Origin of the sequence: Klebsiella sp. PL-2018 (assembly GCF_019048985.1) — a bacterium.
GTDB classification, from domain to species: Bacteria; Pseudomonadota; Gammaproteobacteria; order Enterobacterales; family Enterobacteriaceae; genus Klebsiella; species Klebsiella michiganensis.
In genome coordinates, this window is the sequence record NZ_CP077673.1 from 1,375,517 (window position 1) to 1,399,412 (window position 23,896).

The 23,896-nt window shown below is 54.3% G+C and carries 23 protein-coding genes and 1 other annotated feature; of the genes, 12 read left to right on the forward strand and 11 right to left on the reverse strand.

What is annotated here, in order from left to right; genetic code table 11:
• Positions 1-21: 21 nt before the first annotated feature.
• A complete protein-coding gene (locus MKleb_RS06425; RefSeq protein ID WP_025107150.1) occupies positions 22-2,079 on the forward strand; it encodes a beta-galactosidase in 2,058 nt (685 codons plus the stop codon).
• Positions 2,080-2,144: 65 nt separating this feature from the next.
• Positions 2,145-2,459 carry a glucose PTS transporter subunit EIIB gene (locus MKleb_RS06430; protein ID WP_025107149.1) on the forward strand — a complete coding sequence of 105 codons (315 nt, stop codon included), beginning with the start codon at positions 2,145-2,147 and terminating at the stop codon, positions 2,457-2,459.
• Positions 2,460-2,582: 123 nt separating this feature from the next.
• On the opposite strand, the gene MKleb_RS06435 is transcribed toward MKleb_RS06430, so the two are convergent.
• Positions 2,583-3,854, reverse strand: coding sequence for a maltoporin (locus MKleb_RS06435; protein WP_014228201.1), 1,272 nt, complete (start codon positions 3,852-3,854; stop codon positions 2,583-2,585).
• 269 nt (positions 3,855-4,123) lie between these two features.
• On the opposite strand from MKleb_RS06435, the gene MKleb_RS06440 reads away from it, so the two are divergent.
• From MKleb_RS06440 to ykgO, 3 genes are all read left to right on the forward strand, one after another.
• Positions 4,124-5,197, forward strand: coding sequence for a LacI family DNA-binding transcriptional regulator (locus MKleb_RS06440; protein WP_009653595.1), 1,074 nt, complete (start codon positions 4,124-4,126; stop codon positions 5,195-5,197).
• A gap of 113 nt (positions 5,198-5,310) precedes the next feature.
• Positions 5,311-5,574, forward strand: a complete 264-nt coding sequence (locus tag MKleb_RS06445; protein ID WP_004848323.1) for a type B 50S ribosomal protein L31 — start codon at positions 5,311-5,313, stop codon at positions 5,572-5,574.
• A complete protein-coding gene (gene ykgO, locus MKleb_RS06450; protein WP_003859006.1) occupies positions 5,574-5,714 on the forward strand; it encodes a type B 50S ribosomal protein L36 in 141 nt (46 codons plus the stop codon). Before MKleb_RS06445 ends, ykgO begins: the two co-directional genes overlap by 1 nt.
• Here the strand turns inward: ykgO and MKleb_RS06455 are convergent.
• Positions 5,711-6,409, reverse strand: coding sequence for a GNAT family N-acetyltransferase (locus tag MKleb_RS06455; protein ID WP_025107148.1), 699 nt, complete (start codon positions 6,407-6,409; stop codon positions 5,711-5,713). The two genes, ykgO and MKleb_RS06455, sit on opposite strands and share 4 nt — an antisense overlap.
• A gap of 101 nt (positions 6,410-6,510) precedes the next feature.
• Here MKleb_RS06455 and MKleb_RS06460 point away from each other — a divergent pair, with 101 nt between their 5' ends.
• Positions 6,511-7,965, forward strand: a complete 1,455-nt coding sequence (locus MKleb_RS06460; protein ID WP_217076747.1) for a MocR-like pyridoxine biosynthesis transcription factor PdxR — start codon at positions 6,511-6,513, stop codon at positions 7,963-7,965.
• On the opposite strand, the gene MKleb_RS06465 is transcribed toward MKleb_RS06460, so the two are convergent.
• A complete protein-coding gene (locus tag MKleb_RS06465) occupies positions 7,940-8,410 on the reverse strand; it encodes a YlaC family protein (RefSeq protein ID WP_004848329.1) in 471 nt (156 codons plus the stop codon). The genes MKleb_RS06460 and MKleb_RS06465 overlap by 26 nt on opposite strands.
• Before the next feature lie 20 nt (positions 8,411-8,430).
• On the opposite strand from MKleb_RS06465, the gene MKleb_RS29865 reads away from it, so the two are divergent.
• Positions 8,431-8,565, forward strand: a complete 135-nt coding sequence (locus MKleb_RS29865; RefSeq protein WP_223226764.1) for a hypothetical protein — start codon at positions 8,431-8,433, stop codon at positions 8,563-8,565.
• Here the strand turns inward: MKleb_RS29865 and maa are convergent.
• The 5 genes from maa to acrA form a co-directional block, all read right to left on the reverse strand.
• Positions 8,537-9,103 carry a maltose O-acetyltransferase gene (maa, locus tag MKleb_RS06470; RefSeq protein ID WP_025107146.1) on the reverse strand — a complete coding sequence of 189 codons (567 nt, stop codon included), beginning with the start codon at positions 9,101-9,103 and terminating at the stop codon, positions 8,537-8,539. The two genes, MKleb_RS29865 and maa, sit on opposite strands and share 29 nt — an antisense overlap.
• Before the next feature lie 162 nt (positions 9,104-9,265).
• A complete protein-coding gene (locus MKleb_RS06475; RefSeq protein ID WP_004099646.1) occupies positions 9,266-9,484 on the reverse strand; it encodes an HHA domain-containing protein in 219 nt (72 codons plus the stop codon).
• A gap of 26 nt (positions 9,485-9,510) precedes the next feature.
• On the reverse strand, positions 9,511-9,885 hold the full coding sequence (gene tomB / locus MKleb_RS06480; protein ID WP_025107145.1) for an Hha toxicity modulator TomB: 375 nt from the start codon (positions 9,883-9,885) through the stop codon (positions 9,511-9,513).
• 481 nt (positions 9,886-10,366) lie between these two features.
• Positions 10,367-13,513, reverse strand: coding sequence for a multidrug efflux RND transporter permease subunit AcrB (gene acrB, locus MKleb_RS06485; protein ID WP_014228207.1), 3,147 nt, complete (start codon positions 13,511-13,513; stop codon positions 10,367-10,369).
• A gap of 22 nt (positions 13,514-13,535) precedes the next feature.
• A complete protein-coding gene (gene acrA, locus MKleb_RS06490) occupies positions 13,536-14,729 on the reverse strand; it encodes a multidrug efflux RND transporter periplasmic adaptor subunit AcrA (RefSeq protein ID WP_004136054.1) in 1,194 nt (397 codons plus the stop codon).
• Between the two features lie 142 nt (positions 14,730-14,871).
• Here acrA and acrR point away from each other — a divergent pair, with 142 nt between their 5' ends.
• Positions 14,872-15,522 (forward strand): multidrug efflux transporter transcriptional repressor AcrR, encoded by a 651-nt coding sequence (gene acrR, locus MKleb_RS06495; protein ID WP_014228208.1) that lies wholly within the window; start codon positions 14,872-14,874, stop codon positions 15,520-15,522.
• Between the two features lie 130 nt (positions 15,523-15,652).
• Complete coding sequence (gene mscK / locus MKleb_RS06500; protein WP_025107144.1) at positions 15,653-18,994, forward strand: mechanosensitive channel MscK; 3,342 nt, start codon at positions 15,653-15,655, stop codon at positions 18,992-18,994.
• A 35-nt stretch (positions 18,995-19,029) separates the two neighbouring features.
• Here mscK and MKleb_RS06505 read toward each other — a convergent pair whose 3' ends face one another.
• From MKleb_RS06505 to priC, 3 genes are all read right to left on the reverse strand, one after another.
• Positions 19,030-19,965: an Rpn family recombination-promoting nuclease/putative transposase gene (locus MKleb_RS06505; protein ID WP_014837608.1), complete on the reverse strand. Its 936-nt coding sequence runs from the start codon at positions 19,963-19,965 to the stop codon at positions 19,030-19,032.
• A gap of 66 nt (positions 19,966-20,031) precedes the next feature.
• Complete coding sequence (gene rsmS / locus MKleb_RS06510; protein ID WP_014228211.1) at positions 20,032-20,205, reverse strand: pleiotropic regulatory protein RsmS; 174 nt, start codon at positions 20,203-20,205, stop codon at positions 20,032-20,034.
• Between the two features lie 14 nt (positions 20,206-20,219).
• Entirely contained in the window at positions 20,220-20,747 is a 528-nt protein-coding gene (gene priC, locus MKleb_RS06515; protein ID WP_025107143.1) for a primosomal replication protein N'', read from the reverse strand.
• 69 nt (positions 20,748-20,816) lie between these two features.
• Between priC and MKleb_RS06520 the strand changes: the two genes are divergently transcribed.
• From MKleb_RS06520 to dnaX, 3 genes are all read left to right on the forward strand, one after another.
• Positions 20,817-21,194 (forward strand): DUF454 family protein, encoded by a 378-nt coding sequence (locus tag MKleb_RS06520; RefSeq protein WP_004848353.1) that lies wholly within the window; start codon positions 20,817-20,819, stop codon positions 21,192-21,194.
• Positions 21,195-21,344: 150 nt separating this feature from the next.
• The gene (gene apt / locus MKleb_RS06525; protein WP_004099669.1) at positions 21,345-21,896 is read left to right on the forward strand and encodes an adenine phosphoribosyltransferase; all 552 of its coding nucleotides are present in this window, start codon (positions 21,345-21,347) and stop codon (positions 21,894-21,896) included.
• 91 nt (positions 21,897-21,987) lie between these two features.
• A complete protein-coding gene (dnaX, locus tag MKleb_RS06530) occupies positions 21,988-23,895 on the forward strand; it encodes a DNA polymerase III subunit gamma/tau (RefSeq protein ID WP_025107142.1) in 1,908 nt (635 codons plus the stop codon).
• Positions 23,228-23,292 (forward strand) — a sequence feature (DnaX frameshifting element). It overlaps the preceding gene by 65 nt.
• Position 23,896 lies beyond the last annotated feature (1 nt).

The window sequence follows — 23,896 nt, forward strand, 5'->3', positions numbered from 1 at the left end:
TTACACTTCAGGATGTTTATTATGAAAAAATTTGCGCCTTTGAGTCCGAAGGTCAATGCGCTATTGCATGGCGCCGACTATAACCCGGAGCAGTGGGAGAACTATCCCGATATTATCGATAAAGATATTGCCATGATGCAGCAGGCAAAATGTAATGTTATGTCGGTAGGGATATTTAGCTGGGCGAAACTTGAACCTCAGGAAGGCGTATTTGAGTTTGGCTGGTTGGACAGTATTCTGGATAAACTCTATGCCGCCGGCATTCATGTCTTTCTCGCGACCCCAAGCGGCGCGCGCCCGGCCTGGATGTCGCAGAAATATCCTCAGGTCCTGCGCGTCGGTCGCGATCGGGTGCCTGCGCTACACGGTGGACGTCATAATCACTGTATGTCGTCGCCGGTCTACCGTGATAAAACCCTGAAAATAAATTCCCTGCTGGCGGAGCGCTACTCGCAGCATCCGGCGGTGCTGGGCTGGCATATCTCCAATGAATACGGAGGAGAGTGCCACTGTAGCCTGTGCCAGGAGCGTTTCCGCGACTGGCTGAAAGCGCGCTATGAAACGCTGGATAACCTCAATCACGCCTGGTGGAGCACCTTCTGGAGCCACACCTACAGCGATTGGTCGCAGATCGAATCTCCGGCCCCGCAGGGGGAAGTCTCCATTCATGGTCTGAACCTGGACTGGCATCGCTTCAATACCGCTCAGGTGACGGACTTCTGCCGCCACGAAATTGCGCCGCTGAAAGCGGCGAATGCTGCGCTGCCGGTAACAACCAACTTTATGGAGTATTTCTACGATTACGACTACTGGCAGCTGGCGCAGGTGCTGGACTTTATCTCATGGGACAGCTACCCCATGTGGCACCGTGATAAAGATGAAACCACGCTGGCCTGCTACACCGCTATGTATCATGACATGATGCGCAGCCTGAAGGGCGGCAAACCGTTTGTGTTAATGGAATCCACCCCGAGCGCCACCAACTGGCAGCCGACCAGTAAGCTGAAGAAACCGGGAATGCATATTCTCTCTTCTCTGCAGGCGGTGGCGCACGGCGCGGATTCGGTGCAGTACTTCCAGTGGCGTAAGAGCCGCGGTTCGGTTGAGAAGTTTCATGGCGCGATTATCGATCATGTCGGTCATCTGGATACGCGCGTGGGTCGTGAAGTGACGGCGCTCGGCGAGATGTTAAGCCAGCTGCCGGGCGTCGTGGGCTGCCGGACGGATGCGAAAGTGGCGATTATCTTCGACCAGCAAAACCGCTGGGCGCTGGATGATGCACAGGGGCCGCGAAATCTCGGCATGGAGTATGAAAATACCGTCAACGAACATTACCGTCCGTTCTGGGAGCAGGGGATTGCGGTTGATGTTATCGATGCTGACGTTGACCTGAGCGCTTATCAACTGGTCATTGCGCCAATGCTGTATATGGTTCGTGAGGGATTTGCCGAACGCGCCGAAGCGTTTGTGGCTAACGGTGGTCATTTAGTTACAACATACTGGACGGGTATTGTTAACGAATCCGACCTTTGCCATCTCGGCGGTTTCCCGGGCCCGCTGCGTAAACTGCTGGGCATTTGGGCGGAAGAGATTGACTGCCTGAACGACGGCGAACGCAACCTGGTACAGGGGCTGGCGGGCAATGAAGGGGGCCTGCAGGGACCGTATCAGGTACGCCATCTGTGTGAACTGATCCATGCCGAAACGGCGCAGCCGCTGGCGACCTACCGCGATGATTTTTACGCGGGAAGACCGGCGGTTACCGTCAATCACGTGGGTAAAGGTAAGGCCTGGCACGTCGCTTCGCGCAACGATCTGGCTTTCCAGCGGGACTTCTTCACCGCCATAAGTAAAGAGCTGTCGCTGCCGCGTGCGGTGGCAGCCGATTTCCCGCCGGGCGTGGTGGCGACCGCACGGACGGACGGTGAGACCACCTACGTGTTCCTGCAAAACTACAGCGCGCAGCAGCAGCAGGTGACCTTACCGCAGGGCTATCAGGACAGCCTCACCGGCGCGGCACTGAACGCGCCGTTGACCTTAAAAGCGTGGGATTGCCGCATTCTCAGCCGTCACGCGTAATTTTTCTCTATCCACGCCTGCTCGCAAGAGCAGGCGTTTTTTTATCTGCTTATCAGGAGTCTATTATGGTGAGTTTAAAATCCTTTCTGAATTATTTCTCCCAGTCTCGTCCGGCGGTAACGTTAAGCCCGGCGGAACAACAACAGATTGAACGTTTAATTCAGGCTTTTGGCGGCGAGGCGAATATTGTCAACGTTGACGCCTGTATCACCCGCTTACGCGTCACGGTGAATAATCTGTCGATTGTTGACTCTCAGGCGCTACAGCAGCAGGGAGCGCTTGGCGTTATTATCCTTGGGCAGCAGGTGCATGCTATTTTCGGTAAACAGTCGGATGCTTTGCGTCAATTACTTGACGAACACTTTGCCAGCCGTAAATAAAATAAAACGGGATAACGCAATAATGAGTTATCCCGAAAAGAAAACAAAGCATTCAATGGCAATAATGATTACCGGAGGGTAATTAACGACCTTACAGCTGGAGATAAAACAGTTAAATGACGACTACCACCAGGCCTCGACCTGTACACCAAAGTTCCACGTATTATTGGCAGTTTGATCTTCGAACGGTTTACCGTTTTCAGAGTCATTCAGATACGAAGCGAAAATGCGCAGTTCCGGGCGAGACATAAAGTCAGGGCCATCGGCCAGGCCCAGCGCGATGGTATATTTCTCACCGGCCTGCTTATAATCAGTATTGTTCTTGTAGCTATCTTTTTGGTAAAAGCCGCCCACTTCGCCAATCAGGCGCACGTATTCGGTGAACTGATACTGCCCACGAGCCACCAGCGACAGCATGCGCGTTTTATCCGTGTAATCGGTGATGTTGTCCGCGGAGCCCCAGGTGAGAACGTGGTTAATGGAGAACTTTTCGGTAATCGGAATTAAACCGGTATTAATCACGCGGTATCCGGTGGCGTCATTGACGTAGTTCCACATGTCGTACCAGCCGCCGCCCTGGGAAACCATGTTCTGCGCCAGCCCTTTGTTGGCGTACTGCAGCACCGTTTTGTTGTAACCACCCAGCATATCCTGGCTGATTTCACCGGTCAGCATGACGCCGTTTTCAGCATCGTATAGACCACCGTAGGAGTCCTGCTTTTTAGTGGTATTCGGCATCGCGTAGTCGATACCAAATTCGGTCCACGAACCGGCCCACGGCTTCCAGCCTGCGTAGCGCAGGTCGAGGTAGTTAATGTTGACGTTGCTATCGCCATCGACGCGGTAGTCGACGTCATTGGCATCTCCGCGGATCCAGGCAAATGAAACGGCCCCCGGGCCGAGCGTATAGTTTTCGATCCCGGCACCGGATCCGGAAATGTTCCAGTATTTGGTATCAATGATGTGGAGATCGTGGCGCTGGTAGTAGCGTTTACCGCCCCAAATGACCGCGTTCGGATCGCCGGGGACTAGCCCTTTGATTTGTAGGTTGAGCTGGCGCAGGCCGAATTGGGCATCATCATCGAGCGTGGTTTCGTTATCGTTAGAACCGTCAGAGACCATGCTGACCATGCTATCAAGATAGAAGCTAACGTCATTCTTCTTATAGACCTCTGATCCCAGCTCCAGCTCGCCGTAGGTATCGGACTCATTACCCAGACGGCCAATTTTGTTTTTTTGCCATTCGGCCTGACTACCGTCGCCGGAGACCCCAACCCCGGCGCGCATATAGCCATGAAAATCGATACCCGGAAGCGTGGCGGAAGCAGCAAACACGGATGGTGAAATCAGCGCAGCGGCCAACGCAGCGGAGAGTGTGCGCAGCGTAGTGTTCATGTCTATCCTCTTATTGTTTTGTATTACGTTCACATAACCGATGTCATAAAATGCCTAAACCCGAATTCAGGCAATTAAATGATCGCTATAGTGTGATTAACTGCAAATAAATTGGCGGGTTTTGTTACGACTAGTGAGTCCATTCACAATTTGTTGTATTGTGAGCGTAATACTTTTTGTGATAATTGTGGTTCGGGGGACGCGGCGATGAGCGTTTTTTCACATTGCCCCTGTTACAATCCAGGGATAACAACATAAGGAACCGGACTATGAAGTCTAAAAGCGCGACCTTAGAAGACGTTGCTCGCCATGCGGGCGTCTCCTATCAGACCGTGTCCAGGGTACTCAATAAATCTGCTAATGTATCCAAAGCCACACGCAGCAAGGTGGAGAAATCCATTGAGGAGCTGCGCTATGTCCCAAACCGCCTGGCGCAGCAGCTGGTAGGAAAGCAAAGCCGCACCGTGGGCCTGGTCACCATCTCCCTCGCATTGCACGCGCCTTCTCAGGTGGCTGCTGCGGTAAAACGCTATGCGAATGTGGAAGGCTATCAGGTGCTCATCTCCATGATCGATGAGAGCGTCAACCAAAGTATTCAAGATTCCATTAATGAACTTAAGTCTCAGCTGGTAGATAAGGTCATCATCAACGTGCCGCTGGAGACTGAACTGGCTCAAAAAATTGCCGCTGATAACGATGATATCGTCTGTCTTTTTTTAGATGTTGACCCCTACAGCTCCGTGTTTAACGTTTCGTTTAACCCGGCTGACGGCACCCGGGCCAGCGTCAAATATCTCTATGAAATGGGGCATCGGGAGATCGCGCTGCTAGCCGGCCCGGAAAGCTCGGTATCGGCCAAACTGCGTCTGAAAAGCTGGATTGAGACCCTTGAGGGATATGGCCTGCAGCCGGTCACGGTGATTCGCGGTAACTGGGATGCGCAGAGCGGCTATGCCGGCGCGCTGCAAATGCTGCGGGAGACGCCAAACTTTACCGCCGTTCTGGTGGGTAACGATCAGATGGCGCTGGGCGTACTGAGCGCGTTTCACCAACATCAGGTGCCGATTCCGGGGGAAAAATCGGTTATTGGTTATGATGACACCTATGAGAGTTCGTTCTTTTACCCGGCGCTCACCACCGTTTCGCTGGATCTTGATTTACAAGGAAAAGAGGCCGTCCGGCGCCTTCTCGATAGCGGCGATCGCGAGACATCTCATACTTCCTCTATCCTTCCGGCTCGTCTGGTCGTGCGCCACTCTACCGGACCGAAAACGGAGCCGGGCAAAAACCTGCAGTCTATTGCCGAACAGCTCAGAGCGCTGGCGCATCAGCTTAATCCTTAATCCGCAACGGGCGGCCTGCGCCGCCCTTTAGCCCCTTCCATTCTCAGGGTTGATCTTTGTATTCACCCGGCGTACCATGAATGTTATGTTATAACGTAATGATTGAGGTCGCTATGAAACCCAATATTCATCCGCATTATCGTACGGTGGTTTTTCACGATACCAGCGCCAACGAATACTTCAAAGTCGGATCAACGATCCGTACCGAGCGCGAAATTGAGCTGGAAGGCGAGACGTATCCCTACGTAACGCTCGATGTCTCCTCCAAATCGCATCCGTATTACACCGGCAAACAGAAGGCCTTCAACAATGAAGGCAGCACCGCGCGTTTCCGCCAGCGCTTCGGCGGTTTTATTGATGCGAAAAGGAGTAAATAATGCAGGTGCTCAACTCATTGCGTAGCGCGAAACAGCGCCACCCGGATTGCCAGATCGTCAAGCGTAAAGGGCGGCTGTACGTTATCTGCAAAAGTAATCCTCGCTTTAAGGCCGTCCAGGGGCGCAAGAAGAGACGTTAACGGAAGCTCTCCAGCGTTCGTAACTGCCGGCCGTCGGCGCTAAAGTTGTCGGCGGCCAGCCACTGCTGCATTGCCTTGTCAATCTGCGGCCACTCGGAATCGATAATCGAAAACCAGTCGGTATCGCGGTTGTGGCCCTTTATCACCAGCGCCTGACGAAAACGCCCCTCATACTGAAATCCCAGCCGCAGCGCCGCCCGGCGTGAAGGCTCGTTCAAACTGTTGCATTTCCACTCGTAGCGACGATAGCCGAGCGTTGCAAAAATATAATGCATCAGCAGCCATTGGGCCTCGGTGGCCATCGCCGTCCGGCTTAGTAAAGGCGAGAAGTGAACGTGGCCGACTTCAACAACGCCATTTTTAGCATCGATTCTCATCAGCGCCAGTGAGCCAACGGGCTGGTCTGTCCGTTGATCTATCACGGCAAAGTGAATGGGATCGGCCTGCCCGGAAACGTGCTCTATCCACGCGCGGTATTCCTCTACGCTGTTATCCGGCTCACGCAGCAGCCACGTCCAGCTTCGGGTGTCCGGGGCCAGACGATGGGCGTCAAACAGCGCACCGGCGTGCGTGGAGCGCAATGGCTCAAGTCGGCAAAGGCGGCCCTGCAGATTCAACCTTTCAGGATGCGGACGGGGCTGCCAGTCGGGAAGGGCTGCGCCAACGGGTTGATCGAATTGATTAAGATGGCCCATAAGGTTTTCCTTTGGCAGGTGAATGCTGCGAGATTAGGCGCTTGTTGGTTCCATAAAAAGAGCCACAGGAGTATGTTTTTAGGGTGCCACGAGGAGCGATGATGAATATTCCGGATGATGCTTTTTTTGCTTTACTGGAGCAGGCCCTGCGCGGCAGGGGAGGTGGAACCCTGCAGCGTACGCTCTATCAGACACTACGCGAGGCGATTTTGCAGGGGGCGCTGGCAGGTGATAGCCGTTTACCCGGCTCGCGCACCATGGCCCAGCGTCTGGGACTGTCGCGCAACACCGTCAACGGCGCGCTGGAGCAACTGGCGATAGAGGGGTATTTATTACGTGGCCGCCAGGGGACGTCCGTCGCGCCTTTAGGAACTCAGGGAGAGGGGGACGTTGAGGCGCGCCATATTGTGCTCCCTGAATACTTACAGGGATTACCAGCGGCAATCCATCGTGATTCACCCACGCTGCTCTTTACGCCGGGAATGCCTGCGGTTAACTACTTTCCGCTTTCCATCTGGCGCCGGCTCCTGGATCGCGTACTGCGTGAAGAGGGAAGCGCATTATTGGACTACGGCGATGCGCAGGGAGAGCTCGTACTGCGAAAAGCCATTGCCCGCCACCTTGCGCTCTCGCGGGGGATCCGCTGTGAAGCCAGCCAGATTGTGATTACGGAAGGTGCGCTGGAAGGCGTCGATTTATGCACGCATTTGCTGAGCGTCGCTGGCGATACGGCATGGGTAGAAGAACCCGGCTATCCGGGAGCAAAAAGCATCTTTCTCAAATCCGGACTTCATATAGAGGGCGTGCCGGTTGATCATGAAGGGATGCGTTTTGATAGTCATAATGATAGTGAAGTGCCGCGATTGATCTTTACTTCACCTTCCCATCAATACCCCTGCGGGGCAGTGATGAGCGCCGGGAGGCGACTGGCGCTACTGGAGTATGCCCGACGGCATGATTCTTGGATTATTGAAGATGATTACGACAGCGAGTTTCGCTACAGCGGTGAGCCCATTCCGGCCATGCTGGGGATGGCCAGGCAGGCGCCGGTGGTTTATCTGGGGACATTCAGCAAAACGCTATTTCCGGCACTGCGCATTGGCTTTATGGTGATGCCTCCCGCGCTGGCGGAGGCCGCACGTGGCGCCATTGGTTCGCTATTACGCGGCGGCCATCGGGCCGAACAGAGGGCGCTGGCGTTGTTCATTGAGGAGGGGCACTACGCACGTCATTTAGCCGCCATGCGCCGTTTATACCGTAAACGTCAGCAGCAGCTGCGGGAGATTCTGGCTCAAGAGCTCAGGCATCCTTATGAACTGTTTGGCGGCGAGGGGGGCCTGCACCTGACCGTTGCTATCGACAACGTGGATGACCTGGCGATTGTGCAGCAGGCCCGGCGGTTTCAGCTGGCACCCGGGGCGTTAAGCCGTTTTTACCTCGATGTAAAAACGGCGCGAAGCGGCTTTGTTCTGGGCTACGGTAATACGTCCGCCTCGCATTTTATGGCTGCGGTACGGACGCTGAACCGTCTTATTGCGCTGGACCGACGCGGGTAAGAGAAAACACATCGTAAAAGGAGAGTTCGCCTTTGGTGGCGATCATTTTTTGTAGCTGCGCCTTTTGTTCGCCGCCGACGCGTGGCGATTGCAGGATGCGTTCAAGCAGCTGGTCAGGGACAAATCGGGTGTTGTACCACTCACCGTTGTAGCACACGCGGAAATCAAGAACGTCAATATCTTCATAACGATAGCGCGGGTAGACGTCGAAGAAGAAGAAACCGTTTAGCAGAACAAATAACACAATTAACAGCCAGACAGAATCTACCAGCGTTTCGGAACGTAGCATCACAATAAGCGTGGCCAGGAAAGCCGCGTACATGGCGACAAAAAGCCATGGATGGTTGCGAATAAAGCTAATGCTAAAGCGCGGACGGTTGTCGCGCTTCTCTTTCACATTAAGCTCATCAATGGTGCTCTTCAGCAGCAGCTGTATTTCTGTCATCTTATTCCCCAAATTCTGCCATGAGCCCGTATCCAGGCGTGACAAACCGGGCTCAGCCTGAAGGCTATTTTATGTTGCGTAAATCCATGGGGAAAGTAACAGATTGGTTGCAGAAAAGCATAACAGTTACCGTTTTTCGCTCTCCAGCATTTTGATTATCCGTGCCGGGTTTCCGCCAACGACGGCGTTGGCCGGCACATTTTTTACTACGACGGCCCCCGACGCCACCACGGCATTATTGCCGATAGTGACGCCTGGATTAATCACTGCCCGGCCGCCAATCCACACATTGTGGCCAATGGTGACGGGTTTTCCGTACTCTTGACCACTGTTGCGGTCGACAGGGTCAAGGGGATGCGTAGCGGTATAAATATGCACGCCCGGCGCCAGCATGCAGTTATCGCCAATATGAATCGGACAGACGTCAAGCATGACGCAATCAAAGTTAGCGTAGAAATTTTTGCCGAGGAAGATATTGTAGCCATAGTCACAGCGAAATGTGGGTTCGATATACGCGTCACTCGCGTGCCCAAGCAGTTCAGAAAGTAATGCGTTTCTTAATTCACGTTCTTCAGGCGCCGAATGATTGTAGCGGTGCAGCAGCTGTCTGGCCCGCAGACGATCGGCTTTCAACGTGGCGTCACCTGCCAGATACAGTTCGCCGGCAATCATTTTTTGTTTCTCTTCGCTCATGGAGGCTTTCCTTATTTCCTTATCGTTAGGCCGCCATAGTATAAAAAAGAAACCGGTTTCATATTCGCATTGAGCCAACATCTGTGAGCACTGTCACACTTATTATCATCACGAGAGAGGGGCGTTTTTGGCACGAGATGTATGACTTTCATTTGAAATAAACTAGCGGATAAATTTCCAGACTGAAGGGGGGATCTTGTCATACAGTTTATTCATCGTCAGCTCAGCAAGACGATGGTCGGCCGCTGAGTAAAATACCGCCAGTTCATTATCGGAAAGTTCATATTTATTTTTTTCAATTACGCGCTCCAGCGTATCAATTGTCTGACAGCGTCGTAAACGCATCAAATAGTCTATTTTGGTTAATGTTTTATCAGACATAAATTCACCTTTTGATTGTAATAATACTAACAAGAAAGACTGGCCGGGTTTTCCCGACAGGCGTTGACAAAGCAGCGGAATAACCGATTGCCAGATTTACGCCATTTCTGCAGATCTGCGCTGTTAATGCCGTAGTTGCTGAACAAGACGAAAGTGTCATCCAGATATTCATCAATCTGGGTAATCAGCTTATTATCCTCTGCGTACTTAATTTTATAATTAAGTGCGAACGCGGCAATGTGCTCGATCAATTCATTAAGTTGAAGATTGACAGCCGAGGTCGGGTCATTAACCCAGCCGTGGTTGCTCTCTTCCAGGTTTGCAAGACAGTCATGATACAGGGTTTCGCAGAGAAATTTAAGCTGCGCAATATCATGTCTTTTTGGCGAGTATTCGTCCATAACGCATCCCCTTTTGAGTGGTTTAAACGACGATTATCGACACCGTTGTGGGATGAACACGACTAACAGACCTGACACATACATTGTAATCTTGCTGTTTAACTATAATCCACTCTTAAAAAGATTTCATCGTGCTATTACGAAAAATTACAATTATCAGCGTCCTTTTATCTTCAATGCCTCGGACTTTATTATATCGTGCCGTTACCCCGATCGGAAAAAACGAATACTGACCTTATATTTCATCAGGTTAGCCGACGCGTTTAGCCGTTATAGAGAGACAACCATACATAAAATCAGTGATTAAGAATATTCTGAGTTAGGGGCGCGGGAAAGAAATTGTGGAAAAAAAATGGAGATAAGCACCGCGACTCATCATTAAATATTATATCTCAGCTTATAAATTAGACAATAACAATCCGTGCGTTTTAACGAGGAACAAAAGAAAAGGGCCGCAAATGCGGCCCTGAGAGGAGAGAGATTAATGATGCTCAACCGGATGGCTGTGCTCAATATCCTCATTTTTCTTACTAAAGCGGCGGCGAACCACCACGAAGAACACCGGCACGAAGAAAATCGCCAGCACCGTCGCGGTCACCATCCCACCCATTACGCCAGTACCGACGGCGTTCTGCGCGCCGGAGCCTGCGCCGGAGCTGATAACCAGCGGCATGACCCCAAGGATGAACGCCAGCGAGGTCATCAGAATCGGACGCAGACGCATACGAACGGCTTCCAGCGTGGCTTCGATCAGGCCTTTGCCCTCTTTATCCATCAGGTCCTTGGCGAATTCAACGATAAGTATCGCGTTCTTCGCCGACAGGCCGATGGTGGTCAGCAGACCAACCTGGAAGTAGACGTCGTTGGTTAATCCACGGAAGGTAGCCGCCAGCAGCGCACCCACAACCCCCAGCGGAACAACCAGCATGACCGAGAACGGAATCGACCAGCTTTCATACAGCGCCGCCAGGCACAGGAAGACGACAATCAGCGAGATAGCGTACAGCGCTGGTGCCTGGTTGCCTGACAACCGTTCCTGATAAGACATACCGGTCCAGTCATAGCCAATACCCGCAGGCAGTTTACCCGCCAGCTCTTCCATCAGGTTCATCGCTTCACCGGTACTCTTGCCCGGTGTCGCCTGGCCGAGGATTTCCATTGATGGCAGACCGTTGTAACGCTCCAGACGCGGCGAGCCGTATTCCCAGCGTGAAGTCGAGAAGGCGGAGAAGGGCACCATCTGTCCATCGCTGCCGCGTACGTACCAGTTGCCGATATCTTCCGGCAGCATACGGTATTTCGCTTCAGACATGATATACACTTTCTTCACGCGACCGCGGTCAATGAAGTCGTTGACGTAGCTACCACCCCATGCTGCGCCAAGCGTCGTGTTAATGTCGCTGATAGACACGCCGAGAGCCTGCGCTTTTTCCTGATCGATATCCACTTTAAACTGCGGAGTATCTTCCAGTCCGTTTGGACGCACGCCGGTTAAGACGTCAGGATGCTGCGCGACCATACCAAAGAGCTGGTTACGTGCCTGGGTCAGTTTTTCATGGCCCAGTCCCGCCTGGTCGATAAGCTGGAAGTCAAAGCCCGTTGCGGTACCCAGTTCAACAATTGCCGGCAGGTTAAAGGCGAAGACCATTGCGTCTTTAATCTGCGAGAAATACCCCATTGCGCGACCGGTAATCGCCTCAACTTTGTTCTCTTCGCCCGGACGCTGGCTCCAGTCCTTCAGAGAAACGAACGCGATACCGGTGTTTTGCCCACGACCCGCGAAACCAAAGCCGTTTACGGCGAATACCGATTCAACGTTGTTTTTCTCTTTGGTGAGATAGTAGTCGGTCATCTCATCCAGAACTTTCTGAGTACGCTCCTGAGTTGCGCCAGCAGGCAGCTGCGCCATGCTCAGGAAAACGCCCTGGTCTTCGTCCGGCAGGAACGAACTTGGCAGACGAACGAACAGCCAGGCCATGCCTACCACGATGATCAGGTACAGCACCAGATAACGACCGGTACTGCGCAGGATGTTGCCTACGCTATCGGTGTAGTGATGCGTGCTCTTATCGAACATGCGGTTAAACCAACCGAAGAAGCCGGTGGTGGCGCCATGGCTGCCTTTCTGGATGGGTTTCAGCATCGTGGCGCAGAGCGCCGGGGTCAGAATCAGTGCCACCAGTACCGACAGCGCCATCGCGGAAACGATAGTGATCGAGAACTGACGGTAAATCGCACCGGTAGAACCGCCGAAGAAGGCCATCGGGATAAATACCGCGGAAAGCACCATCGCGATACCCACCAGCGCGCCCTGAATCTGGCCCATTGATTTACGCGTAGCTTCCTTCGGCGGTAGCCCTTCCTCGGCCATTACACGCTCGACGTTTTCTACCACAACGATGGCATCATCCACGAGCAGGCCTATGGCGAGCACCATACCAAACATGGTGAGGGTGTTTATCGAGAAGCCGAACAGCGCGAGGATAGCGAACGTCCCCAGCAGTACGACCGGCACGGCGATAGTCGGAATCAGCGTTGCGCGGAAGTTCTGCAGGAACAGGTACATCACCAGGAACACCAGAATGATGGCTTCAACCAGCGTTTTCACCACTTCGTGAATGGAGATCTGCACGAAGGGGGTGGTGTCATACGGGTAAACAATCTTCAGGCCTGACGGGAAGAAAGGTTCCATTTTCTTCAGTTCGGCACGAATGGCGTTGGCGGTATCCAGCGCGTTCGCGCCGGTCGCGAGCTTAATACCCAGACCGGACGCGGGCTGACCGTTAAACTTCGCAACGACGTCGTAGCTTTCGCCACCCAGCTCAATCTTCGCGACATCGCGCAGACGCACCTGGGAACCATCCTGGTTAACCTTCAGCAGAATGTTGCCGAACTCTTCAGTATTGGTCAGACGGGTCTGCGCCACGATGGAGGCGTTCAGCTGCTGACCTTTCACCGGTGGAGTACCGCCTAACTGTCCGGCTGCGACCTGGGCGTTCTGCGCTTTCAGGGCGCTGATCACGTCAACCGGCGTCAGCTGGAAGTTATTAAGCTTGTTCGGATCCATCCAGATACGCATCGCGTACTGGGAACCGAACAGCTGTACGTCACCGACGCCGCTGGTACGGCTAATCGAATCCTTCATGTTGGCGGCAACATAGTCAGAAATGTCATCCTGATTCATGGTGCCGTTGGTATTGATAACGCCGACAACCATCAGGAAGCTGCTGGATGCCTTTTCAACGCTAATACCCTGCTGCTGAACTTCTTGCGGCAGCAGCGGCGTTGCCAGCGCCAGCTTGTTCTGAACCTGTACCTGGGCGATATCCGGATCGGTACCGGATTCAAAGGTGAGGGTGATGGTTGCTGTACCGGTGGAGTCGCCATTAGAAGACATGTACATCAGGTGATCGATACCGTTCATGTTCTGTTCGATAACCTGGGTCACGGTGTTCTGCACGGTTTCAGCATCGGCACCGGGGTACATGGCTGTAATGGAAATTGCCGGCGGCGCAATCGTCGGATATTGCGCTATCGGCAACTTGAGGATCGATAACCCCCCAGCCAGCATGATGATAATGGCGATCACCCACGCAAATATGGGGCGATCGATAAAGAAATTAGGCATGTCTTAACGGCTCCTGTTTAAGTTAAGACTTGGGTTGTTCTGACTGAGCGTTGCCTGCGGCTTGCTGTTTATCGTCAGAAACGACTTCCTGCGCTTTTACCTGCACGCCTGGTCTGACTTTTTGCAGACCGGTGATGATGACGCGATCGCCCGTTTTCAGCCCTTCGGTGACCAGCCATTTATCACCAATAGCCTGAGTGGCGGTAATCTGGCGAACTTCGACTTTATCACCTTCGCCGACGACCATCGCGCTGGCATCGCCGCGCGGGGTGCGGGTTACGCCCTGCTGAGGAACCAGCAGCGCATCCGGGTTGACGCCTTCTTCCAGACGCGCGCGGACGAACATCCCCGGCAGCAGAGTGTGATCCGGGTTCGGGAAAATGGCGCGCAGCGTGATAGAACCGGTGGTCTGATCAACGGTGACGTCAGAAAACTCCAGCGTACCGTTCTGCGGGTATTTCAGACCGTCGTTCGTCACCAGCTCAACCTTCGCTTTACCGTTTTCCTGCTGCAGCTTGCCGTTGGCCAGCTCTTGTTTCAGACGCAGGAAATCGTTGCTCGATTGCGTCACGTCAACATAGATAGGATCCAGCTGTTGCACGGTCGCCAGGGCGGTGGTTTGGCCGTTTTGCACCAGAGCACCTTCCGTGACCGCGGATTTACCAATGCGGCCTGAGATTGGCGAGGTGACTTTGGTGTAGGCCAGATTAATGCGCGCGGTTTCAACCGCTGCTTTGGCGGCAACCACGGCAGCGTTGCTCTGTTGCGCGGTCGCGACGGCAGTATCGTAATCCTGTTGACTGATGTACTTAGTGCCTAACAGTTTCTGATAACGTTTAACCGTCAGCTGATCCATATTTGCCGCGGCCTGCGCTTTGGCTAAATCGCCTTTCGCGCTTTCATAAGTGGCCTGATAGGTCGCCGGATCGATTTGATAAAGAGACACCCCTGCCTGGATATCGCTCCCTTCGGTGAAGTTACGTTTAAGAATAATGCCACTGACCTGAGGACGAACTTCCGCAACGCGATAGGCGCTGGTACGGCCTGGCAGTTCGGTAGTAATTTGTAGAGGAGCGGATTTGAGCGTCACAATACCGACTTCCGGCATTTGTTGGGCTCCTTGCTGAGCCGGTTTGTCGTCACATCCTGTTAGCGCTAAGCTGCCTGAGAGCATCAGAACGACCGCCAGAGGCGTTAACCCTCTGTTTTTGTTCATATGTAAACCTCGAGTGTCCAATTTCAAATTGTTCAGTGGCTCAATCGACCACAAACCCACTGCTGTGTTTCTATTATGGTCATGCTATGGTACATACATTCACAAATGTATGTAAACGTAACCTCTGTAAACTCATCGACCTATGGCACGAAAAACCAAACAACAGGCGCTTGAGACCCGGCAACATATTCTGGATGTTGCTCTGCGTCTGTTTTCGCAGCAAGGCGTATCATCCACCTCGCTGGCCGCAATTGCAAAAGAGGCCGGTGTGACGAGGGGCGCTATCTATTGGCATTTCAAAAATAAATCAGATTTATTTAATGAAATATGGGTGCTTTCAGAAGCCAACATCAACGATCTCGAAGTTGAGTATCGGGCAAAATTCCCCAACGATCCACTGTCAGTTGTCAGAGAGATCTTAGTGTATATCCTTGAAGCAACGGTGACAGAAAAACGCAGGCGCTTGATGATGGAAATCATTTTCCATAAATGCGAGTTCGTCGGAGAGATGGTCACGCTGCAAGAAGCGCAGCGAAGTTTATGCCTTGAGAGCTACGATCGTATCGAGCAGACATTAAACGAGTGCATTGCGGCGAAGATGCTGCCCGCCAATTTACTCACCCGGCGGGCGGCGATTTTAATGCGCAGCTATCTTTCTGGCCTGATGGAGAACTGGCTGCTGGCGCCCAACGCTTTCGATCTGCAGCATGAAGCGCGGGCATACGTCGAAACGCTGCTTGAAATGTATCAATTGTGCCCCTCTCTGCGCAGTTCTGAAGGCGCGGAAGCTTAAGTATCCTCGCGGACAAAAGGGGTATTTTTCCTGCTGTCCGCCGCTATTCGCGCGATAACAGAAGTGCTATTCTTCGCGCTGCGACGATCCCCGGTATTCTCCGGCTTTTGCAATCACTCATGTTAACACTATGCTGCATACTATCCGTTGGCGAAACGCCATATCCGCTTTTGTTCTTACCCTGATGTTTTTTATCGGCTGTATTAGCGTTAACACGGCGCTGGCGGCTGACTTACCCGAACGTTCCGAGGTGCAAAGCCAGCTCACGACGCTGAATAAGCAAAAAGAGCTGACTCCGCTGGACAAGCTGGTTCAGCAGGACCTGACCCAGACCGTGGAAACCCTCGATAAAATCGAACGCATTAAGTCGGAAACGACGCAGCTGCGTCAGCAGGTGGCTCAGGCGCCAGCGAAAATGAATCAGGCTATCGATAGCCTCAACGCGCTAAGCGATGTTCCCGATGATGAGGCGACGCGTAAAACGTTGAGCACGTTATCGCTACGTCAGCTGGAATCGCGCGTCTCTCAGACGCTGGACGATTTGCAAAACGCGCAGAACGATCTGGCAACCTATAACAGCCAGTTAGTCTCCCTACAAACCCAGCCGGAACGTGTGCAGAATGCGATGTACTCCGCTTCGCAGCAGCTGCAGCAGATCCGTAACCGCCTGAATGGCACCTCGACGGGCGAGGAGACGCTGCGTCCTACCCAGCAGAGTTTGCTGCTGGCGCAGCAGGCTCTGCTGAATGCGCAGATAGACCAGCAGCGCAAAAGCCTGGAAGGTAACACGGTCCTGCAGGATACCCTGCAAAAGCAGCGTGATTACATCACCGCCTACAGCAACCGTCTTGAACACCAGCTTCAGTTATTGCAGGAAGCGGTGAATAGCAAGCGCCTGACGCTGACGGAAAAGACGGCTCAGGAAGCGGTTTCCCCGGACGAAACGGCGCGTATTCAGGCAAACCCGCTGGTGAAGCAGGAGCTGGAGATTAACCACCAGCTTAGCGAAAGACTGATTTCGGCGACGGAAAATGGTAATCAGCTGGTTCAGCGCAACATCAAAGTGAAGACCTGGCTCGATCGCGCTTTGCAATCCGAGCGTGACATAAAAGAGCAGATTTCCGTGCTGAAAGGCAGCCTGCTGCTGTCGCGTATCCTTTATCAGCAGCAGCAAACGCTGCCCTCTGCGGAGGAGCTGAGCGATATGACGAACCGCATCGCCGACCTGCGCCTCGAACAGTTTGAGGTTAACCAGCAGCGCGATGCGTTGTTCCAGAGCGATGCGTACGTCGCGAAGCTGGAGGAAGGGCACAGCAGCGATGTCAATGCCGAAGTGCATAGCGCGCTTCTCGAAATCGTTGATATGCGCCGGGAGCTGCTCGATCAGTTCAACAAACAGCTGGGTAACCAGCTGATGATGGCCATTAACCTGCAGATCAATCAGCAGCAGTTAATGAGCGTGTCGACCAACCTGAAAGCCATTCTGACGCAGCAGATTTTTTGGGTAAACAGTAACCGTCCGATGGACTGGGAGTGGGTTAAAGCCTTCCCGGAAGCGCTGAAAGGGCAGTTTAAGGCGATGAAAATCACCGTAAACTGGGAAAAAGCCTGGCCTGCGGTATTTATCGCTTTCCTTGCCGGCCTGCCGTTGCTGCTGATTGCCGGTCTGATTCGCTGGCGTCTTAACTGGCTGAAAGCGTATCAGGCGAAGCTGGCTTCACAGGTGGGGCAACTGCGCAATGACACTCAGCTTCATACGCCGAAAGCGATTCTTATCGATCTGATCCGCGCGCTGCCTGTGGTGCTGGTGATTCTGGCCATTGGCCTGATTCTGCTGACTATGCAGCTGAATATCAGCGATTTGCTGTGGGCCTATAGTAAGAAGCTGGCGCTGTTCTGGCTGGTGTTTGGCCTGTGCTGGAAGGTGCTGGAAAAAGACGGCGTGGCGGTGCGCCACTTTAATATGCCGTCGCAGTTGACCAGCCACTGGCGGCGGCAGATTGTCCGCGTCAGCCTTGCGCTGCTGCCGCTCAATTTCTGGTCGGTGATGTCGGAGCTGTCGCCGCTGCACCTGATGGATGACGTGCTCGGGCAGTTTGTTATTTTCCTCAACCTGCTGCTGATTGCGGTGCTTGTTCTGCCGATGTGCCGCGAGAGCTGGCGTGATAAAGAGTCCCACAGCCTGCGCCTTATCACCGTCACCGTGCTATCGATTGTGCCCATCGCCCTGATGGTGCTGACGGCAACCGGCTACTTCTACACGACGCTGCGTCTGGCCGGCCGCTGGATTGAAACCGTTTACCTGGTGATGCTGTGGAACCTGCTGTACCAGACCGTTCTGCGCGGCCTGAGCGTGGCTGCCCGGCGTATTGCCTGGCGCCGTGCGCTGGCGCGTCGTCAGCATCTGGTTAAAGAGGGCGCTGAAGGGGCCGAACCCCAGGAAGAACCGACGATTGCCCTGGAGCAGGTTAACCAGCAAACGCTGCGTATTACGATGCTGGTGATGATTGCGCTGTTTGCCGTGCTGTTCTGGGCGATTTGGTCCGATCTGATCACCGTGTTCGCCTATCTCGACAGTATTACGCTGTGGCATTACAACGGTACGGAAGCCGGCGTCAGCGCCGTGAAAAGCGTCACCATGGGCAGCCTGCTGTTCGCGATTGTCGCGTCGATGGTCGCCTGGGCGTTAATCCGCAACCTGCCGGGCCTGCTGGAAGTGCTGGTGCTATCGAGACTCAATATGCGCCAGGGGGCGTCGTATGCAATTACGACCATCCTTAATTACGCCATTATTGTTATTGGCGCGATGACGGTATTTGGCTCGTTGGGCGTTTCATGGGACAAACTTCAGTGGCTGGCGGCCGCCCTGTCGGTTGGTTTAGGGTTTGGCTTACAGGAAATCTTCGGTAACTTTGTTTCCGGTCTGATTATTCTCTTTGAGCGCCCGGTGCGTATTGGCGATACGGTGACCATTGGTACCTTCTCCGGTACCGTCAGCAAAATCCGCATTCGCGCCACGACGATCACCGATTTTGACCGTAAAGAGGTCATTATCCCGAATAAGGCCTTCGTGACGGAACGCTTGATCAACTGGTCGCTCTCCGACACCGTCACCCGCGTGGTCATCCGCCTTGGCGTGGCCTATGGTTCCGACCTGGATAAGGTTAAAGAAGTGCTGCTCCAGGCCGCGCATGAGCATCCGAAAGTGATGCAAGAGCCCGCGCCCTCGGTCTTCTTTACCACCTTCGGCGCCAGCACGCTCGATCATGAACTGCGCCTGTACGTGCGTGAACTTCGCGATCGCAGCTATGCGGTGGATGAGCTTAACCGCGCTATCGATCGTTTGTGCCGCGAGAACAATATTGACATCGCCTTTAACCAGCTGGAGGTGCATCTGCGCAATGAGAAGGGCGATGAAGTGACAGAGGTGAAGCGGGATAAGGGCGACGATGCCTCCCCGGCGATAAGCTAAGCATAACGGGGCGGTGGGTATCCGCCCCGCAGATGTTAATGGCTGAGCGAGGAGAGTTCTTCCTGGCTCAGACCGGTCAGTTCCATCACCATCTTCGGCTCCAGCCCGCAGGCGAGCATTTTCAGGGCAATGCTGCGCGAGATTTCTCTACGGCCCTCCTGCAAACCTTCCTGCAAACCTTCCTGTCTGCCTTCTTTTCTACCTTTTTTACGGCCTTTCTCTTCCAGCCATTCGGCAATTGTCATCAGTAGCTCCTTGTGCCTGGGCGACTGCTTCGCCAGCTCGCGAATCAGGGGCCCGGGTTTTTCCGAGGTTCCCGCCTGCAACATATAGCTGATGAGGATATTGATCTGGTTTTCCGTCAGATATCCTTGCGCCAGCAGCGTAATCAGCATCGGTTGCAGTTCGGCCAGATCGCGCTGGCGGATATGCTTTTGCAACAGTTCCAGCATCGCCATACGCTGGTGGCGGAGGATATGATTATCTGGCATAACGGTCAGGTCCACCAGCGGAAAATCTCCGCCGTACAGCGCGCCGGCAAGCTCAGGATAGTCAAAAAGCTGGAGCCAGTTGAGCGTATGTGGCCAGGGGCTGACGGTGCCGTGATAAAACAGAATCGGGACCACCAGCGGCAGCGTATTGTGGCCGGCATCCAGGTGGCGCTGCATGGCGGCCAGCGTATAGCGCATCAGGCGAAAAGCCATCAGCTTATCCGGCGAGCTTTGATGTTCAATCAGCGCGTAGATATATCCCGCGCCGTGCTGCGTTTGTAGGGAGTAGAGAATGTCGGAGTAGCTGGATCGCAGGTCTTCCTCGATAAAGCTGCCGGAAGCCAGCTGCAGCGTATTGAGATCGCAGATACTTAAAAACTGCGCGGGAAGATAAAGCTGTAAAAAATCGCGAGCGACCTCTTTCTGGGCCAGCATTTGACGAAAAATAGCATCGTGCGGCGTACGTGAGAATCTTTCCATGAGCATCTATCCGTTGTGGTAAGGGGCAGGCGACAACTCTGCCACCCCCAACGATCCGCCAACAGGCTACTCCTGTGCGTTTTGCGAGGCCTCTTCCGCACTTTTTACTTTGTTTTCATAGTCTCGACGGATAATTTCCAGCGCAGCTAGCACGGTTTGCGCAGGAACTTTATTCTCCTCAAGCAGCATAATTAAATCGACGGCCAGCTTGACCTCGTCAGGGGCATTTTCCAGCGACATACTTCTTCCTCCCGTTAGCGCGTTAAGCGGGCCAGTCTGTTTTCAATTTTTTCCAGCGCGTCGCGACAGCGGGCCAGACGCCCGGTATAGGCTTCAACTTCCTTTGCCAGCCGCTGCTGGTCATCAAGGCTTATGGCTTGCGCCAGTCGTCTCTGTCGGTCGTTGCGCATGGCCAGCAGGCGCCGTTCATACTCCTGATGCTGTAGACGTCGGCGCTGCCAGCGGCTAAGCGTTGGCGACGCGCTATCCCAGGCGCGTAATGACCAGGTCGCCGTTTCCCGGTTAATCGCGGCGATTTGAGCAACGAGACGTTCTGCCAGCCAGGCGACCTGCGCAAGCTGCTGGCGTTCGGCCGCCTGTTTTAACGCCGTTAAGCCGTCTCTGGCCTCATTGAGATAAGCCTGCATCTGCGTGCTGCGGGTACGGAACAGCTGACGATCGAAGCGCGGGCTGAGGGTCGCGTGATTGGCCATGGGCGCCACCTGAGCGGCCAGCTCCGCAAGCTGGTTTTCCAGTGAATGTAAAAGCCGGGCGGTTTTCAAATAACTCCTCCATCCCCTGATAAGCAACTGTGCTACATTAGCGTTATCTTCGTGATAACGATTCGCATTATGCCACGTATTATTTTGATCATCATTGGCTGGCTGGCGGTAGCGCTGGGAACGCTGGGCGTGTTTTTACCGCTACTGCCGACGACGCCGTTTATCCTGCTTGCCGCCTGGTGCTTTGCGCGCTCGTCGCCGCGCTTTCACCACTGGCTTTTGTATCGCTCATGGTTTGGCGGCTACCTGCGTCACTGGCAGAAATACCGCGCCATGCCGCCGGGCGCAAAGCCGCGGGCGGTCGCGATGATTTTGCTGACCTTTGCCATTTCGCTGTGGCTGGTTAATCTTACCTGGGTGCGCATCTTGCTGCTGATCATTCTGACCTGTCTGCTGATATTTATGTGGCGCATTCCGGTGGTTGATGCAAAGCAACAAAAGCACTGATGCGCAATAATGATGGTTGCAATTGTCGCTGACAGCCAGTAAATTCTGGCGTTTTCGAGCGCGGGTAAGCCTGGTCAAAGGTTAAACAAAAGTTTCTTTGGCCCATTTGGCATGCCCGCGAGTAACACCGTTTTAATCAGGCATACACTTATGACCGCAACAGCACAGCAGCTTGAATATCTGAAGAACAGCATCCAAAGCATCCAGGACTATCCGAAACCTGGCATCCTTTTCCGTGATGTCACCAGCTTGCTGGAAGACCCGAAGGCCTACGCGCTCAGCATTGAGCTGCTGGCCGAGCGTTATAAAGACGCGGGGATTACCAAAGTGGTGGGCACCGAGGCGCGTGGCTTCTTATTTGGCGCACCGGTTGCGCTGGCGCTGGGCGTAGGCTTTGTTCCGGTACGCAAGCCGCGTAAGCTGCCGCGTGAAACTATCGCAGAAAGCTACGAGCTTGAGTACGGCACCGATCAGCTGGAAATCCATGTCGATGCGATCAAAGAAGGCGATAAAGTCCTGGTGGTTGACGATCTGCTGGCAACCGGCGGCACCATTGACGCCACCGTGAAGCTTATTCGTCGCCTGGGCGGTGAAGTGCACGATGCGGCCTTTATTATTAATCTGTTCGATCTGGGCGGCGAGCAGCGCCTGGAAAAACTGGGAATCAACTGCTATAGCCTGGTCCCTTTCCCGGGCCACTAAGCAAATCCCGCCACATAGCCTCGCTGATTGAGCGGGGCTGTGATAGCATGACCCCTCGTGATTTCACCTTCCAGCGTTTCAGAGCCAGCCCATGAGTTATCAGGTCTTAGCCCGTAAATGGCGCCCACAAACCTTTGCTGACGTCGTCGGCCAGGAACATGTGCTGACCGCACTGGCGAACGGCTTGTCGTTAGGGCGCATTCACCACGCATATCTTTTTTCCGGTACCCGAGGAGTCGGTAAAACCTCTATCGCGCGCCTGTTGGCAAAAGGATTAAACTGCGAAACCGGCATTACCGCCACGCCGTGCGGCGTCTGCGATAACTGCCGTGAAATAGAACAGGGGCGCTTTGTCGATCTGATTGAGATCGATGCCGCCTCGCGCACCAAAGTCGAAGATACCCGCGATCTGCTGGATAACGTCCAGTACGCGCCGGCCCGCGGTCGCTTCAAGGTCTATCTGATCGATGAAGTCCATATGCTTTCGCGCCACAGCTTCAACGCGTTGTTAAAAACGCTGGAGGAGCCGCCGGCGCACGTTAAATTTCTGCTGGCGACGACCGATCCGCAGAAGCTGCCGGTGACCATTCTTTCCCGCTGCCTGCAGTTCCATCTTAAGGCGCTGGATGTCGAGCAGATTCGCCATCAGCTGGAGCATATTCTCGGCGCCGAGCAGATCGCTTTTGAACCGCGCGCGCTGCAGCTGCTGTCGCGCGCGGCGGACGGTAGCCTGCGCGATGCGTTAAGCCTGACCGATCAGGCCATTGCCAGCGGCGACGGTCGCCTGACGGCTGAATCCGTCAGCACCATGCTCGGCACCCTTGACGACGATCAGGCGCTTTCGCTGATTGAGGCGCTGGTGGCTGCCGACGGCGAGCGGGTCATGGCCGGCGTCAATGAGGCTGCCGCCCGCGGCGTGGAGTGGGAGGCCTTGCTGGTGGAAATGCAAAGCCTGCTGCACCGTATTGCGATGGTTCAGCTCTCGCCGTCGGCGCTGGGAACGGATATGGCCGCGATTGAGCTGCGCATGCGCGAGCTGGCGCGGACGGTGCCGCCAACCGATGTTCAGCTGTACTATCAAACGCTACTGATTGGCCGCAAAGAGCTCCCGTACGCCCCGGACAGACGAATGGGCGTCGAGATGACGCTTCTGCGTGCGCTGGCTTTCCATCCGCGTATGCCGCTGCCGGAACCGGAGGCGCCGCCGGTGCAGGCTATTCAGACCGCATCGGCCCAGCAGGCTGTCCCGGCATCCGCGCCGCCGTCGCCGCCGCCGAATTTGCCGCAGACCACCAGCCAGGTGCTGGCGGCCCGCAGCCAGCTGCAGCGAAGCCAGGGAGCGCCCACCCCAAAAAAGAGTGAACCGGCAGCCGCTTCCCGCGCGCGGCCGGTGAATAACGCTGCGCTGGAACGACTGAGTTCAATTACCGAACGCGTACAGGCGCGTCCGGCGGCGGCTGCGCTGGAGAAAGCGCCGGCGAAAAAGGAAGCCTATCGCTGGAAATCGACGACGGTTGTTGAAGCCGTAAAAGAAGAAGTGGCGACGCCGAAGGCGCTGAAAAAAGCGCTGGAGCATGAAAAAACGCCGGAACTGGCGGCAAAGCTGGCAGTCGAAGCGGTCGAGCGCGATAGCTGGGCGGCGGAAGTCAGCCGGCTTGCGGTACCCAAACTGGTGGAGCAGGTCGCCCTGAACGCCTGGAAAGAGCAGGAGGGCAATCGCGTCTGCCTGCATCTGCGTCCGAGCCAGCGTCACCTGAATTCGGCGGGCGCGCAGCAAAAGCTGGCGGAAGCGCTCGGTATTTTGTACGGTACGCCGGTTGAATTGACCATCGTGGAAGATGATAATCCCGCGATGCGCACGCCGCTTGAGTGGCGGCAGGCAATTTATGAAGAAAAGCTCGCGCAGGCGCGTGAAGCGATTATTGCGGATAATAACATTCAGACGCTGCGTCGATTCTTCGATGCGGACCTGGATGAAGAGAGTATTCGCCCCATTTGAT